This window comes from Shewanella indica (assembly GCF_033842865.1).
Classification (GTDB): domain Bacteria; phylum Pseudomonadota; class Gammaproteobacteria; order Enterobacterales; family Shewanellaceae; genus Shewanella; species Shewanella indica.
On sequence record NZ_JAWXXR010000001.1, the window covers coordinates 4,103,304 to 4,117,729 of the forward strand.

At 52.1% G+C, this 14,426-nt stretch carries 13 protein-coding genes; 6 read left to right on the forward strand and 7 right to left on the reverse strand.

From position 1 onward, the window contains the following. Positions 1–14: 14 nt before the first annotated feature. From pstB to SIL79_RS18430, 3 genes are all read right to left on the reverse strand, one after another. On the reverse strand, positions 15–833 hold the full coding sequence (pstB, locus tag SIL79_RS18420; protein ID WP_144361262.1) for a phosphate ABC transporter ATP-binding protein PstB: 819 nt from the start codon (positions 831–833) through the stop codon (positions 15–17). 32 nt (positions 834–865) lie between these two features. Next, entirely contained in the window at positions 866–2,521 is a 1,656-nt protein-coding gene (pstA, locus tag SIL79_RS18425) for a phosphate ABC transporter permease PstA (RefSeq protein WP_039033926.1), read from the reverse strand. A 62-nt stretch (positions 2,522–2,583) separates the two neighbouring features. Then, positions 2,584–4,842, reverse strand: a complete 2,259-nt coding sequence (locus SIL79_RS18430; protein WP_071476216.1) for an ABC transporter permease subunit — start codon at positions 4,840–4,842, stop codon at positions 2,584–2,586. A 174-nt stretch (positions 4,843–5,016) separates the two neighbouring features. On the opposite strand from SIL79_RS18430, the gene SIL79_RS18435 reads away from it, so the two are divergent. The 3 genes from SIL79_RS18435 to SIL79_RS18445 all read left to right on the forward strand — a co-directional run bounded on the left by SIL79_RS18435 (position 5,017) and on the right by SIL79_RS18445 (position 7,179). After that, a complete protein-coding gene (locus SIL79_RS18435) occupies positions 5,017–5,520 on the forward strand; it encodes a glycine cleavage system protein R (RefSeq protein WP_025009810.1) in 504 nt (167 codons plus the stop codon). Positions 5,521–5,650: 130 nt separating this feature from the next. Beyond that, positions 5,651–6,469, forward strand: coding sequence for a DUF2797 domain-containing protein (locus tag SIL79_RS18440; RefSeq protein WP_319619854.1), 819 nt, complete (start codon positions 5,651–5,653; stop codon positions 6,467–6,469). Between the two features lie 140 nt (positions 6,470–6,609). Then, the gene (locus SIL79_RS18445) at positions 6,610–7,179 is read left to right on the forward strand and encodes a DUF1415 domain-containing protein (RefSeq protein WP_143078384.1); all 570 of its coding nucleotides are present in this window, start codon (positions 6,610–6,612) and stop codon (positions 7,177–7,179) included. A 79-nt stretch (positions 7,180–7,258) separates the two neighbouring features. Here the strand turns inward: SIL79_RS18445 and SIL79_RS18450 are convergent, their stop codons facing one another. Further along, positions 7,259–8,230 (reverse strand): nucleoside hydrolase, encoded by a 972-nt coding sequence (locus SIL79_RS18450; protein WP_101096669.1) that lies wholly within the window; start codon positions 8,228–8,230, stop codon positions 7,259–7,261. Positions 8,231–8,626: 396 nt separating this feature from the next. Between SIL79_RS18450 and SIL79_RS18455 the strand changes: the two genes are divergently transcribed. The 3 genes from SIL79_RS18455 to SIL79_RS18465 are packed head-to-tail and all read left to right on the forward strand — an operon-like array spanning position 8,627 to position 11,612. Further along, the gene (locus SIL79_RS18455) at positions 8,627–10,306 is read left to right on the forward strand and encodes a carbon starvation CstA family protein (RefSeq protein ID WP_039033918.1); all 1,680 of its coding nucleotides are present in this window, start codon (positions 8,627–8,629) and stop codon (positions 10,304–10,306) included. After that, a complete protein-coding gene (locus tag SIL79_RS18460) occupies positions 10,306–10,578 on the forward strand; it encodes a cory-CC-star protein (protein WP_025009799.1) in 273 nt (90 codons plus the stop codon). The genes SIL79_RS18455 and SIL79_RS18460 overlap by 1 nt, the downstream gene beginning before the upstream one ends. A 26-nt stretch (positions 10,579–10,604) precedes the next feature. Beyond that, the gene (locus tag SIL79_RS18465) at positions 10,605–11,612 is read left to right on the forward strand and encodes an ArsA family ATPase (RefSeq protein ID WP_101096670.1); all 1,008 of its coding nucleotides are present in this window, start codon (positions 10,605–10,607) and stop codon (positions 11,610–11,612) included. A gap of 563 nt (positions 11,613–12,175) precedes the next feature. Here the strand turns inward: SIL79_RS18465 and SIL79_RS18470 are convergent. From SIL79_RS18470 to SIL79_RS18480, 3 genes are all read right to left on the reverse strand, one after another. Further along, a complete protein-coding gene (locus SIL79_RS18470) occupies positions 12,176–12,340 on the reverse strand; it encodes a hypothetical protein (RefSeq protein WP_177192596.1) in 165 nt (54 codons plus the stop codon). Positions 12,341–12,760: 420 nt separating this feature from the next. Further along, positions 12,761–12,964 (reverse strand): bacteriocin-like peptide, encoded by a 204-nt coding sequence (locus SIL79_RS18475; protein WP_082014269.1) that lies wholly within the window; start codon positions 12,962–12,964, stop codon positions 12,761–12,763. 372 nt (positions 12,965–13,336) lie between these two features. Then, entirely contained in the window at positions 13,337–14,359 is a 1,023-nt protein-coding gene (locus tag SIL79_RS18480) for an IS110 family RNA-guided transposase (protein WP_144362223.1), read from the reverse strand. Between the last annotated feature and the right edge of the window lie 67 nt (positions 14,360–14,426).

Below are 14,426 nucleotides of genomic sequence, written 5' to 3' on the forward strand. Positions count from 1 at the left end.
GGACGCAGCGTTTATTAACCGTAGCGGCCGGTAATATAATCTTCGGTCTTACTCTGTTTTGGCGTGGTAAAGATAGTGTTGGTATCCGAGTACTCAATCAACTCACCCATATACATAAAGGCAGTCTGATCCGACACCCTGGCCGCCTGCTGCATGTTGTGGGTCACTATCACCACTGTGTACTTGGACTTGAGCTCTGTGATCAGCTCTTCGATAGTCAGGGTCGAGATAGGATCCAACGCCGAAGTCGGCTCATCGAGCAGCAAGACTTCCGGCTCGATGGCTATCGCCCGGGCAATCACCAGACGCTGCTGCTGACCACCGGACAACCCGAAGGCGTTGTCATGCAGCCTGTCTTTCACCTCGTCCCAGATGGCGGCGCCGCGCAGTGAACGCTCACAGGCTTCATCCAGCTCACGGCGATTGTTCACGCCCTGTAGGCGCAGGCCATAGACGACATTTTCATAAATGGACTTGGGGAAAGGATTGGGGCGCTGGAACACCATGCCCACATTGCGTCTCAGCGCCGCGACATCGATTTTCTTGTCGTAGATGTTTTGACCATGGAGCAAGATTTCCCCGTCGATATGGCAGTTATCCACCAGATCGTTCATCCGGTTGATACAGCGCAGCAAAGTGGACTTACCGCAACCACTGGGGCCGATAAAGGCGGTGACCTTCTTCTTGGGGATCTTCATGGAAACATCAAACAACGCCTGCTTGTCACCATAGCGCAGATCCAGGTTACGGATCTCCAGCGCCGTCTCTTCGGCAGGCAGGTTCGCCAGATCCAGCGTCTCAGTATTCATTACCGATGAGTCTATCGAAATCATATTCTGTCCTATCACTTCAGGATAATCGTCAATTAGTGTTCAAGCGAGCGGTACTTTTCACGCAGATGGTTGCGCACGCTGATAGCCGTCAGGTTGAGTGCCACGATCACAGATACCAGCAGGAACGAGGTGGCATAGACCAAAGGCCTGGCAGCTTCTACGTTGGGGCTCTGGAAACCGACATCATAAATATGGAACCCGAGGTGCATAAACTTACGCTCAAGATGCACGAAGGGGAAATTCATATCCACAGGCAAGGTAGGCGCCAACTTGACCACCCCCACCAGCATCAAGGGTGCCACTTCACCGGCGGCGCGGGCAACAGCCAGAATAAGCCCTGTCATAATCGCCGGGCTGGCCATAGGGATAATAATCCGCCACAGGGTTTCGGCCTTGGTGGCCCCCAGAGCCAGGCTGCCCTGACGCACTGAGCTTGGAATACGTGACAAGCCTTCCTCGGTGGAAACAATCACCACAGGCAGGGTCAGAATCGCCAAAGTCAGTGCCGACCAGATAACCCCGGGAGAGCCGAAGGTGGGCGACGGCAATGCCTCTGGATAGAACAGCTGATCCAGCGAGCCGCCCAGCATATAGACAAAGAAGCCCAGACCAAACACCCCGTACACAATCGAAGGCACACCGGCAAGGTTGATTACCGCGATACGTATCATCTTGGTGATCGGCCCTTTCTTGGCGTATTCGTGCAGATAGATGGCGGCCACCACACCGAATGGTGTCACTATTACGGCCATCAGCAACACCATGAATACTGTGCCGAAAATCGCCGGGAACACCCCGCCCTCTGTGTTGGCTTCGCGGGGATCGTCACTGATAAAGCGTCCCAGGCCAACAAACCAGTGGCCGACCTTGTCGATAAAGCCCATGCGGTTGACATAGCTGACATCCAGCACCGAATCCAGACTGAGGGTCACTTCTTCGCCGCGCATGTCGCGTACTATCACAGAGTCGCGCCCGGCTTGCTCACGCAGAGAGAACAGCTGCTTTTCCAACCCTTGGTAATGCTGATCCAGTTGTTGACGCTTGGACTCAAGCTCGGCCTTGCGCTCAGGCGTCAGAGCATCGTCAAGCTCATAGCCACGTTCTTTGAGGCGCAGACGTTCGAGCTCATAGTTAACCGCGCCTATGTCCTGCTTCTGCAGTGTCATCGCCTGATCGGCCAGGTCCACTGCGCGCTCGATATGCTCCTCGAGTGAATTCTGCACATCGCCGCCGAGCTCCAGCCGCTGGCCCTTCTCAATCACCGCCACAGGGTAGCCGTAGAAGTTACCGTTCTTGGTACGCTCTATCATGGCCAAGCCTTCCGGGGTGGAGCGCGACACAATATCTGTCTCCAAAATCCAGCGGAAATCCAGGCCGACAAACTCACGGTTACCCGTCTTGACCAGATAACGGGTCACAAACTCACCCGGCTCTGAGTTGAAGTGATAACCGGCGGATTTCAACCGCTCGGTCGGCACTTCTTCTCTGTCGTACAGTTCACCTATCAGGGTGTAACGCTGGCCTTTATCATCCTGCATCTCCCACTGATAGATATCCGCGGGCCAGAAATAGCTCAGGCCACGCCAGGCGATGAGTAACAATAGCCCCAACACCGCAATCAAACTCAGGCTGACGGCGCCCCCTGTCATCCAGATCCAGGGAGAGCCTGATTTAAACCACTTACCCATTGCACAAACCCCTTAAGGTGATTGGCGAAACATCTAGTGTTCTATTCATAATTTCTCTCCTGTTACAGTGAGCTGTAGCGGTCGCGCAGACGCTGACGCACCACTTCGGCCACAGTGTTGAACAGGAAGGTAAAGATAAAGAGTACAAAGGCTGCGAGGAACAATACCCGGTAATGGGAGCTGCCAATGGCCGATTCCGGCATTTCCACCGCGATATTGGCCGCCAGGGTCCGCATCCCTTCAAACACGCTCCACTCCATGATGGCAGTGTTCCCCGTGGCCATGAGTACAATCATGGTTTCACCCACGGCGCGGCCAAGCCCCATCATGACTGCCGAGAATATCCCCGGGCTTGCGGTCAGCAGCACTACCCGGGTCAGGGTCTGCCAGGGGGTCGCTCCCAAGGCCAGGCTGCCGTTCGACAGGTGACGCGGCACAGAGAAGATGGCGTCTTCGGCAATGGAGAAGATGGTTGGAATGACGGCAAAGCCCATGGCAATCCCCACCACCAGCGCGTTACGCTGATCGAAGGTAATCCCCAATTCATTGGTGATGAACTGGCGGGTGTCGCCGTGGAAGAAGGCCACTTCGATTGCCGGACTGATGGCAAAAGAGAACCAACCGACAAAACAGATAACCGGGATCAGCATCAGTTCCTGATAGGTTTCCGGCAGTATCGCCTTGATGCGCCCCGGCAGCTTGGACCAGGCATAGGCACTGGTCACTATGCTTATCGGCAACAACAGCAGCAAGGCCAGAATGCCGGGCAGATGCTCTTCAATCAGCGGTGCCAGCCAGAGACCGGCCAGGAAACCGAGGATCACTGTCGGCAGGGCTTCCATGATTTCAATGGTGGGTTTGACTATGCTCCGCACCTTGGGCGACATGAAATAAGCGGTATAGATGGCGCCGGCAATCGCCAGAGGAACGGCAAACAGCATGGCATAGAACGCCGCCTTGAGTGTACCGAATGCCAGCGGCATCAGACTGAGCTTGGCTTCGAAATCATCCGAGCCGGAAGTGGACTGCCAGACAAACTGCGGCTCAGGGTAACCTTCGTACCATACCTTGTTCCACAGGGCGCTCCAGGAAACTTCCGGATGGTCGTTGTCAACCGCGTACAGGTGCAGCTTGCTGCCATCTTCAATGATCAAGGCATTGGAGCGGGGGCTGAAGCCCATAACACCCGGTGCCTTGAGATCGAACTTTTTATCGAACAGCTCGCGCTCACTCGTGGTGTAAAGCAAAGACAGTTCACCCTCTGGGCTCACAGTGGCAAAGCTCTTGCGATAGAACTCAGAGGCAATGGTGTCCACCTTACCCAAACCGCTAAACTCGCGGATCTCCTGATAGACACGGCCGCGGTCGCTGGCCACCTGAAAATACTGGGCCACTACACCGCTGTCGTAACCTACCAGCAATGAACTGGCGCCCGCCAACAGGCTCAAACTGGTGACCTTGGCCTTGGCTTTCTCGACATCTATCACCTGTTGCAGCGAGATTTCATCCACATACTGAATGTTGTAGACAAAAATCTTGTTGCCGGACTGCAGCAGCAGTTGGCGCTGATCCGGGGTCATGAGTTGATGTTCAGTACGGGAAGGTGCATCCGGCAGCGGCATGGTTTGTGTAGTCCACTCCACTTCCTCGGTCATCATGTTCTCTTCGCCGACCATCTTGGTCAGTTGCCAGCGATTCTGGCTGTCCTGATAGGCAAAGCTCATACTCTCGGAGCTATAGCCAAAGGCGAGACTCTTGAGCGGCGAGCCATCCTCGGCAACCGTCAGCGCAGACTCCCCCAGTGGATATTTGACCTTGGGCGTGATCAGGCGTTGGTTATTGGGATAGCTGACACCAAAATCCACCCCGGCCAACAAGAGTTGACCATTATCCAGTCCGAGGGCAAACAACTGCTGGCTTGGGGCGCTGACGGCGCTGCTGACCACTTTGCTCGAATCTGGCACTGGCAGTTTCACCTGCTGATGCAGCTGATCGCCTTTGACCCTGAAAAAATCCACCACGCCCTGGTCACCGACCCGATAGAGCAGTTCATTTTGCTCGTCACTGCCCACCATCAGCGTCTTGTCTGAACTGGCCGGCAGGCTCACTTCGGTGACGGGTTCAACACTGGCGCCGTCAAACACAGGTTTAATCACGTAAAGCAGATAGAAAAAGATCAACAAAAGGGCGACGAACACCATGGTTCCACCCACTGTTACCCCTATCTGCGCGGCCTTATCCTTGAAGGCTCTGCGGCCGGAGCCTTTGCTCACCAACAGATCTTTCGACGCAGAAGCAGGTTGAATGACCTGACTTTCCATTAAGAACCTCTATTATTAATAGCTGTTAGGCTTTTTACCGAATTAACCGTACGTTATTGCGTTTCGGCCAACCCAGGTAAGACCATCCCTTATCGAGTGGCTGGGATTATATGACGCAAAAATGACAATAGTGTTACATAGCTTTTTTTAACATTATTCAGGAGTCTGTCTACCATGCTTCGTTACCTTATCACACTGCAAGTCCCTGACAGAAAAGGATTGGTTGAGCAGATTGCCCATGCGGTCAGCCGCCACGGCGGCAACTGGCTCGACTCGGAATTACGCCATATCGACGGGATTTTTGCCGCCATTTTGCTGCTTGAGGTTCCCAGCGAACACTGGGATGACCTGCTTGATGCCCTGGAGTGCATCGATGGTATGGCGCTCACCAGTGCCAGGGCCGGCCAGCAGCAGAAATATATCAAACGCCTGAGTTTCAACCTGGTGGCCTACGACAGGCCCGGGCTGGTACTGGATATCTCCAACAGGATCAATGCCCTTGGGATCAATATCGAGCAATTCAGCAGCAAGTTTGAAACCGCGGGCCATACCGGCATCGCCTTGTTTCGGGCCACCATCAGCCTGGGATTAACCGATCCTATGCAGGAGGAACGCCTGACTGAATCCCTCTACAGCATAGGTGATGATCTGGTATTGGATAAGCTGAATCTGACTTGAGCTCAATACTGCAACTGCCTAACCTCTGACTCTTGATCGCCTGCAAAAGCAGCAACCGATGTGCAATCGATAATTCCTGTTAGGAAAACTGATACACTGGCGAAAATCACAAGAACAGAGCTTTGTCGTTATGCTTGGAACACTGAATAAGATGGCCGTCGCCCTGGACGAGAACCATCTGGCACAATACACCCTCAGAGTGGCTGAACAACGCCTGGCGTTGAACCCTTTGATTGGCAAGAGTTTAACCCTGAGTCACACGGGTAACATCTTCTGCTGCAACTGCGGTAAGAAGACCAAGAAGAGTTACTCACAGGGCCACTGTTATGTCTGTATGCAGAAGCTCGCCAGCTGCGATCTCTGCGTGATGAAACCGGAAACCTGTCATTATGATCAGGGAACCTGCCGCGAACCCGAATGGGGCGACACCCATTGCATGGTGCCCCACTATGTTTACCTGTCCAATACCTCGGGAATAAAGGTCGGTATTACCCGCCACAGCCAGCTGCCCACCCGCTGGCTGGATCAGGGAGCCACCCAGGGGCTGCCGATATTCAAAGTCAGCAGCAGGCAGCTTTCCGGCCTCATCGAAGTCGAACTGGCCAAACTGATTGCCGACAAAACCAACTGGCAGGCGATGCTCAAGGGCAACAACGACGAGATAGATCTCAAGGCCAAGGCCGAAACGCTATTGCCGAGTATCGAAACCCGCTTGCACGAGCTGGCAATGAGCCGCGGTGATTACAAGATAGAAAGATTGACCGAGACAGAGACGCAAATTCACTACCCGGTTAGAGAGTTTCCGAAGAAGATCAAGTCCCATAACTTTGATAAAGAAGCCGTTGTCAGTGGCACTCTGATGGGCATCAAGGGGCAGTACCTGATTTTCGATACCGGCGTAATCAATATCCGCAAGTTCACCTCTTATGAAGTGGAAGTCAGCTACTGATTTTTTAATTTGAGCAAACAAACGGCGCCGCTTGAATGGGCGCCGTATTTCATCCCTCAACACCTTTGGTGCTTGCCAGTACCCCAGAGGCTGCCTATGATGGCCGCCAATAACGCCCTTACACAGAGACAGAGCAGAATATGGCCACAGACTCCATGATGGGATCCCAGACTATCGCCGCCCAAACCCAGGCTTGGGTCAAGGAGGTGATCATGAAGTACAACATCTGCCCCTTCGCCAGGCGGGAAGTCGAGCGCGACTCGATTCGTTACACAGTTTGCGAACAAAGCCGCATGGATACTGCCTTGCAGGCGTTGCTGGACGAGTGCCAATATCTGGATGAGCACCCACAAGCGGAAACCAGCCTGTTCATTCTGCCGAGGGGCTTTGAAGGCTTTCACCTCTATCTGGATCTGTTGGCCTTTGCCGAGCAGCTGTTATTCGAAGAAGGGTATGAAGGGGTTTACCAGTTGGCCAGCTTTCATCCCGACTATTGTTTCGAAGGAGAGGCCCAGGATGATGCCGCCAACTATACCAACAGAGCGCCCTATCCGACTCTGCACATCATACGTGAAGCCAGTATGGAACAAGCCCTGGCCGAATATGATGATCCTGAGTCAATTCCGGAGCGCAACATCGCCTTTGCCCGCCGCAAAGGCAGCGAATTCTTCGCCAAACTGCTGCAAAACTGCCTGAGCCGCAAGCCATGAGTGGTAAAGAATAAATGCCCAGGGGTACCGTTTCGGCCAAATCGCACAAATAAGCCGAAACGGTGATCCCTGAAGATAATTACCGACGACCGAAATCTATCAGAGTGTTGCGATAAAGCTCAAGCAACGCCTCATCGCGTACCCCTACCCCAACACTCTGCGGCGGCATATCACTCCAATCATCGTGGGGATGGCGCCGCTCATAGGTTTTCTGCATTGTGTGACCAATGGCCGGTCCGGAGCAAACCACCCGTACAGGCCCCTTTCTCAGGGTAAACAGACTGGGGTCAATCACATAGGCAATGGCCGAGGGGTCATGCACGTGACAGCCGGAAATCCCCAGGCTACGCTGGTAAAAGTCGAGATAGAAACGGCTTATCTGGTGAATAAAGCGTCCCGGCTCACCGGCTTCATCGCGCAGCTTATCCAGATACTCGGGCGTAAAGAAACTCTCATGGGTCACATCCAGACCGATAATCACCACGGGCCAGTCGGCGGTAAATACAATATCGGCCGCTTCAGGATCATCATGGATATTGGCTTCGGCGAAAGGACTGACATTGCCCTGATGGCCATTAACCCCGAAGGCTCCCCCCATGACCACCACTTCCTTTACCAATTTGGTGATCCCGGGTTCATGCTGCAGTGCCAGTGCCAGATTGGTCAGAGGCCCAACAGCCACCAGAGTGATCTCCCCCGGCTGCGCCTTGAGCTGCTCGACAATATATTGCCAAGCCGGACGGGGATCGGCGCTCAGACTGACATCGGCGGCATTGACTTGCAGATCGCCAAAACCGGTTTCACCATGAACTATAGTGGTAGGGCCGACAGGAGGGCGCGACAACGGCTTATCCGCTCCCATGGACACGTCTGCCTTCATGCCATATTTCTGTTTCAGATACAGTGCATTACTAGTGCTGTTTTCAATGGTGGCGTTGCCAAATATTGTGGTGATACCGATAAGATCCACAGCTGCATGGCCTTCGGCAAACAGAATTGCCATAGCATCATCAATACCGGGATCTGTATCCAGGATAATTTTCTTCGTCACAATCCAGCTTCCTTTGCGATGTTATTGATATTATCTGTGCCACAACCAACCGGTAGCACCGAGCCATTCTAGCGCCAAATCTGGCGCTATGCGCTCCATAATGCCACGCGAAATAGCAAAAACGGTAGAGAAAGAACAGTATCTGTTCACTTAAGGTAATCACTACCCTATTTGGCTCTCATCCGGATAAGCTTGAAAGTCCTTGTAAGCAGCGAAACACGCAATAAAGAAACAAGAACTACCGCGATATTACGGGCAATTATTACTTTGCAGACAAACGCCTACAGCAAAAATGCTGTTATTGACAGCCGCGACCAAATAGGACTTTAGTCTGATATCAGCAACAACCACCTTCTATTAACATCAACACATCAAAACAACAACAAGAGGTGTCCCATGAATGCTGTGCTGTTGATGTTAATGGGCCTGGGCGCGATGGCGGCCGGCTATTTTGTCTATTCAAAATTCATCTGCGAAAAAATCTTCAAAGTCGATCCCAACTTCGTGACACCTGCACATGAGATGCAGGATGGTATCGACTATGTGCCCACCAATAAATATGTACTCTGGGGCCACCACTTTACCTCTGTGGCTGGAGCCGCGCCAATTATCGGCCCGGCCATTGCCGTTATCTGGGGCTGGGTGCCGGCCTTCCTCTGGGTGGTGTTCGGCACCATCTTCTTTGCCGGGGTGCACGATGCCGGCGCCATCTGGGCCAGTAACCGCAACAAGGCCAAATCCATAGGTGCGGTCACGGGTGATGTTATCGGCGAGCGGGCCCGCAGCATCTTTATGGTGGTGATATTTTTAGTGTTGCTCATGGTTAACGCCGTGTTTGCCGTTGTCATTGCCAAGCAGCTGATCAACTTCCCCAGCGCCACCCTGCCGGTTTGGGGCGCCATTGTGGTGGCACTCATCATAGGTCAGCTAATCTACCGCCGTCTTATCAACCTCTTGGTGGTGTCCATTATCGGCGTGGCGGCACTGTACGCACTCATTTATATCGGCCCGTCCATGCCGCTGGCATTGCCGGAAACCCTGGGGCCGCTGTCGGATAACCAGAGCTGGATCATCCTGCTGTTTGTCTATGCCGCCATCGCCTCGCTGCTGCCGGTATGGATGCTGCTGCAACCGCGGGACTATATCAATGGTATTCAGCTGTTTATCGGCTTAGGCTTGCTCTACGGCGCCGTGCTTCTGGGCGCGCCTGATATAGTGGCGCCGGCCTTTAATACCGATGTACCCGAAGGCACTCCATCCTTGGTGCCGCTGCTGTTCGTCACCATTGCCTGCGGTGCGATTTCCGGCTTCCACGGCCTGGTTTCCAGCGGAACCACCTCAAAACAACTGGATAAAGAGCCGGATGTGCGTTTTGTCGGCTACTTTGGCGCCATAGGCGAAGGCTCTCTGGCACTGGCCGCCATCATAGCCGCCACTGCGGGTTTTGCGACTCTGGCCGACTGGCAGGCCATCTATCACGCCTTTGGTCAGGGGGGCGTCAGTGCCTTTATCAAGGGCGGCGCCAATATCCTCGAATCCGGGATAGGCATGGATGAAACCATGGCGCAAACCCTGCTGACGGTAATGGTAGTGCTGTTTGCCGGTACCACCATGGACACTGGCTTGCGGCTACAGCGTTACATCTTCCAGGAATGGGGCAGCATCTATAACCTCAACTGGATGCAAAATGGCGCCGTCGCCACTCTGCTGGCCGTGGGCACCTGCTTGCTGCTGGCCTTCGGCGCCGGCGGTGACGGCTCGGGTGGCATGCTGATCTGGCCGCTGTTTGGCACCACCAACCAGTTGCTGGCTGGCCTGACACTGCTGGTAATCACAGTGATGCTGGTGAAACTGGGTCGCCCCATGTGGTATACCCTGGCTCCGCTTATCTTCCTGCTGGTGATGACCACCATGGGCCTACTTATTCAGCTCAAGGGCTTCTACGACAAGCAGGATTGGTTCCTGTTCACTCTGGACTTGGTGGTACTGATCGCCGCCATAGTCATTTCACTGGAGTGCAGTGCCACGTTGAGCCGCTCGCTCAAGGCGCGTAAAACCGCAGCGGAGAACGACTGATGAAGCTGGCGAAGATCAAGGCATTGGTCAAAGACCTGAGCCACCTGGCGGAAGAGGCGTATAACGCCCCTTTTCGCTCGGCAGTCGCCCGCGCCCGCAGGGAGCAGGACGATCTCTTTATGCTGCTGATCTTCTCCGAAATGATGGGGGTACCCAACCCGGCCAGTTACTACACTCTGGAGCTGCAGCCCTTGATGCTGGAAAAGTTCCATGACTGGCACCTGCGTATGGGTATGCCCCACTCACCGCTGGATCAGTTCAGATGCTGTTGAAACAAGATGTTAATTAAGGACGGGCTATGGCGCAGCTGACCGACAAACGTATTCTGTGGGTGGGTGGCAAAGGCGGTGTCGGCAAGACCACTGTCTCCTCCTCACTGGCCCTGTTGGCGGCCGGACGCGGCAAGAAAGTCCTTTTGGTGTCCACAGATCCGGCCCACAGCCTGAGCGATGCCTTTGCCAAGCAGATAGGCGATCACTACACCCGGCTGGCACCCAATCTGGATGCACTGGAAATCGACCCGGATGAGGAAGTGCGCCAACATCTCGACCGGGTCAGCCAACAGTTGAAAAGTTTTACCCGCCCGGAGATGTTCGCTGAAATTGAGCGGCAGATGCGTCTCACCCGACAGTCTCCCGGTGCCCAGGAAGCGGCTTTGCTGGAGCGGATTGCCAAGACCCTGGAAAGCGGCCTCGGTGAATACGATCTGATCATTTTTGATACCGCGCCCACCGGCCATACGCTTAGGCTACTGAGCCTGCCTGAGGCGATGGCCGCCTGGACCCAAGGTATGCTGAGCGCCAATCAGAAATCAGAAAAGCTCGGCGCCATGCTGTCGCATCTGACACCCGGGCGGGGCCGTGATGTCGATAACCCCTTCGACGATCCGGCCGAGCACGCCACCGCCGGAATGGCGCCGCGCAACAAGGCCATAGCAGAAACCTTACTGGCCCGCCAACGGCTGCTGCAGCGCACCCGTGAGCTGATTAAAGATCCGCAGCAAACAGGGCTGCTGTTTGTCCTGACCGCAGAAAAGCTGCCTATTCTGGAAACCCGCCGCGCCGTGGCCAGTTTGCAGGCCGAGCAGTTACCGCTGGCAGGTTTGGTAATCAATCGGTTGCTGCCACCCGAAGCCGACGGCAGCTTTCTTGCCAAACGCCGTCAGCAGGAAGCCGTGCACCTCGAAGAGATAGACGCAAACTTTAGCAAACTGCGCCGCTTTCGACTGCCACTCAAGGAAACCGATATCCAGGGCCTGAGCGGCCTTGAACAGATGGCGACCGAACTGGCCAAAGCCGGGCTGTAAATTCTCTTATTTGTTCAACCAAACTTGCCTCCAAAGCTTTGCCTGTTCCCTTTCCTAAATCGAGAATTTCTATTGGCAACAGATGATGGTTAATTTATGAAGAAATCCACAAAGAAAAAACACTAACAAACTAAATAACTGCTCCAAAAGTAGATCACTGAACCGATATCGTCTCCAAGTAGTAACTTGACGCAGTTAGAACACCAGCCTGATGAGGTGGGCTTCAGAATCACATATCCGGAAACTCTTGCGCCACAAGGGTTCAGCAAGATGTAGCACAAATAGGATCAGTTATTTAGTATTAAAGTTAATCCAATGAAAATAAATAAAAACCCTAAAAATAAACCTTTTGTGTTCGTTCTAAAATCTAGTTTATGCCTAAAGCCTATTATAGTTAAACCTACCACTACAAACCCGATTAAAATAAATTTTAACATCTTATATCCTGCTGAGGAGAGTCCTCCTCCGCTAACTAATTTAATCGTTGCATTACTGAGAATAAGCGTTTCCTTTCGTGATAGAACCCACCGCGAATTCAAAACCCAACTTCAGCAGTAATCATATTAATTTAAAAACAACTTTACAATAACAAAAAGAATAAAGCCAAGCCAAGAAAATGCTACGACAAAAATGATTAACTTAAAAATCATGCTCAACCCAAATGAATCCACCAAAGCGTACTCTGTAGGGAATAAATCTTCTACCTTCACTTTACTTAACCACTTCATTTCCACCTCCAACACTCAATAATGTATGACATGTAAACTCTGGCTAAAAGAATTACTAATATTACCAATAAAAACAACCTATGGAATAATGGATAACAACGGCAGCTAACATTAACTTTTTCAAAAACTGAAATATCGCAAGAGGAATACTAAAATCCTAAAGCTATAGAAAACTCAATATATAAAAACATTAAAAAACTAGCAAAATCCTAGAACATAATTTCTACTTACCTCTTTTAAAAATGTAAGCTAGCAAGATAACAACGTGCCCTACAATAAAAATTACAATCTTAGAAAGAGTGCCAATTGGGAAAATCAAAATAAAAACAAGTAAAACATACGCTAATATAATATATAAGTTTATATCTTTCATAATTAACTTTATCTGTTAATGGAAGGGGTTCCCCCCTTCCCATAAGATTATCTATAGCACACCGCAGCTGCTACAAATCCTCCGAAAAAGGCACCAGCCGATGCCCCACCAGTGAACCCTAGACCCAGAGAGAAGTATCCAGCAGCTATGCCGCCGGCAAGTGCAGAGCCTGAGACAATTGCAGCTGAACATACTCCAGAATTTATTCCACCATTCACTATCTCTGTATCTTTAACTGTTAATTCTTGCATTTTTCTCTTCCCCTCTTATAACATCGAACACATTGCCAAACCGAACCTTTGCCCTGTTGTAGCACCAAAAACACCTCCAGCAACCATACCTGCAGGCCCAAAAATTCCTCCAGCGATTACCCCAATAGTTCCTCCCATAATGGAAGTACTAAATAGCTTATATGGACACCTCTCCGATGCAAGCACCGGCAGGTCTCTTTCTGACAAAGTAGCCACACACATATATCCGGCTTCGTGAGCCCTGATGAACATCCGTACTCTCTGTCCTCATTAGTGCCATGGCTTTTAGCAGCCCAGCTATTTGTCAGGTTCACAGAGAGTCGGTTCTACCTGTCAGCACATCAACTCTTTGGACTTATTAAAATCAGTTAGTTACTTAACGATATACTCTGTTTTTTGGTTTATTAGCGCCCACGCTATTCGGGCATTTTTGTTAGCCAGCGCCACTACAGCTTTGTTTACGCCACTTCGGGCAATAATACCTTTCAGCCACCGCTGGAGACCTCCACATCGTTCTTCCGGAAGGTTGATGACCCGGTAAACCACTGAGCGGGCGCCATGAATAAGCAGTCCTCGCAGATAACCATCTCCGCGTTTTGTTATCCCGAGTAGTTTGACTTTACCACCACTGCTGTGCTCCTTCGGAACCAGCCCCAGATAGCTGGCAAAATGCCGGCCATTCTGAAAATCAGCACTGTCGCCCAGAGCTACCGTCAAGGCTGAAGCCCCTAATGGCCCGATACCAGGTATGCTTTTCAGTCTGAGGGTATCCTCATTTTGCTGGCTGATAAGCGCAAGGCGCAGATCCAGAGTTTTAATCCGCTGCTGATTGTCCTGAAGTTCCTGCAACATCTCATGGAACAGCTCCCGGCTGAGCGTGGTGAGCTCATTTTCTGCATCCTCCAGGTGCTCAGGCAGGTGGGCCATAATTTTATGAGCCCCTTCCGGTATGGCAATACCGTATTCCAGGCCTAGCCCCCGTATCTGGTTAATCAGCGCGGTTTTGTTTTTCATCAGCCGCTGGCGAACCCGGTGCAGACACTGAATATCCTGCTGTTCAATAGACTTCTCCGGCACATAGCGCATACCCGGGCGACTGTCAGCTTCGACAATTGCAGCTGCATCATTTTTGTCATTTTTACTGCCCATTCTGAAGGGGGCAACATATTGTGGACTGATTTGTTTAACTTCATGTCCGTATTGCCTGAACTGGCGTGACCAGTAATTTGCACTGCCGCACGCTTCCATCACAATACGGGACGGAGGCTGCTGAACAATAAACGCCGTCAATTTTTCACGGGTGATCATTTTATTCGCTTTCTTCTCACCCTGCGCAGATACGATATTCACCTGAAAAACTCGCTTTGCCAGATCAATTCCGATAATTTGTTCCATGGGACACCTCTTCATATTGCTGTTGGTTTGCACTTACAGCATGGCTCACTGAAGTCTTTGTGGGGAG

What these genes read in the sequence shown, in the direction of transcription:
- pstB (WP_144361262.1), bottom strand. Translation starts at nt 833, where the DNA reads ATGATTTCGATAGACTCATCGGTAATGAATACTGAGACGCTGGATCTG.
- pstA (WP_039033926.1), bottom strand. Translation starts at nt 2,521, where the DNA reads ATGGGTAAGTGGTTTAAATCAGGCTCTCCCTGGATCTGGATGACAGGG.
- SIL79_RS18430 (WP_071476216.1), bottom strand. Translation starts at nt 4,842, where the DNA reads ATGGAAAGTCAGGTCATTCAACCTGCTTCTGCGTCGAAAGATCTGTTG.
- SIL79_RS18435 (WP_025009810.1), top strand. Translation starts at nt 5,017, where the DNA reads ATGCTTCGTTACCTTATCACACTGCAAGTCCCTGACAGAAAAGGATTG.
- SIL79_RS18440 (WP_319619854.1), top strand. Translation starts at nt 5,651, where the DNA reads ATGCTTGGAACACTGAATAAGATGGCCGTCGCCCTGGACGAGAACCAT.
- SIL79_RS18445 (WP_143078384.1), top strand. Translation starts at nt 6,610, where the DNA reads ATGGCCACAGACTCCATGATGGGATCCCAGACTATCGCCGCCCAAACC.
- SIL79_RS18455 (WP_039033918.1), top strand. Translation starts at nt 8,627, where the DNA reads ATGAATGCTGTGCTGTTGATGTTAATGGGCCTGGGCGCGATGGCGGCC.
- SIL79_RS18460 (WP_025009799.1), top strand. Translation starts at nt 10,306, where the DNA reads ATGAAGCTGGCGAAGATCAAGGCATTGGTCAAAGACCTGAGCCACCTG.
- SIL79_RS18465 (WP_101096670.1), top strand. Translation starts at nt 10,605, where the DNA reads ATGGCGCAGCTGACCGACAAACGTATTCTGTGGGTGGGTGGCAAAGGC.
- SIL79_RS18470 (WP_177192596.1), bottom strand. Translation starts at nt 12,340, where the DNA reads ATGAAGTGGTTAAGTAAAGTGAAGGTAGAAGATTTATTCCCTACAGAG.
- SIL79_RS18475 (WP_082014269.1), bottom strand. Translation starts at nt 12,964, where the DNA reads ATGCAAGAATTAACAGTTAAAGATACAGAGATAGTGAATGGTGGAATA.
- SIL79_RS18480 (WP_144362223.1), bottom strand. Translation starts at nt 14,359, where the DNA reads ATGGAACAAATTATCGGAATTGATCTGGCAAAGCGAGTTTTTCAGGTG.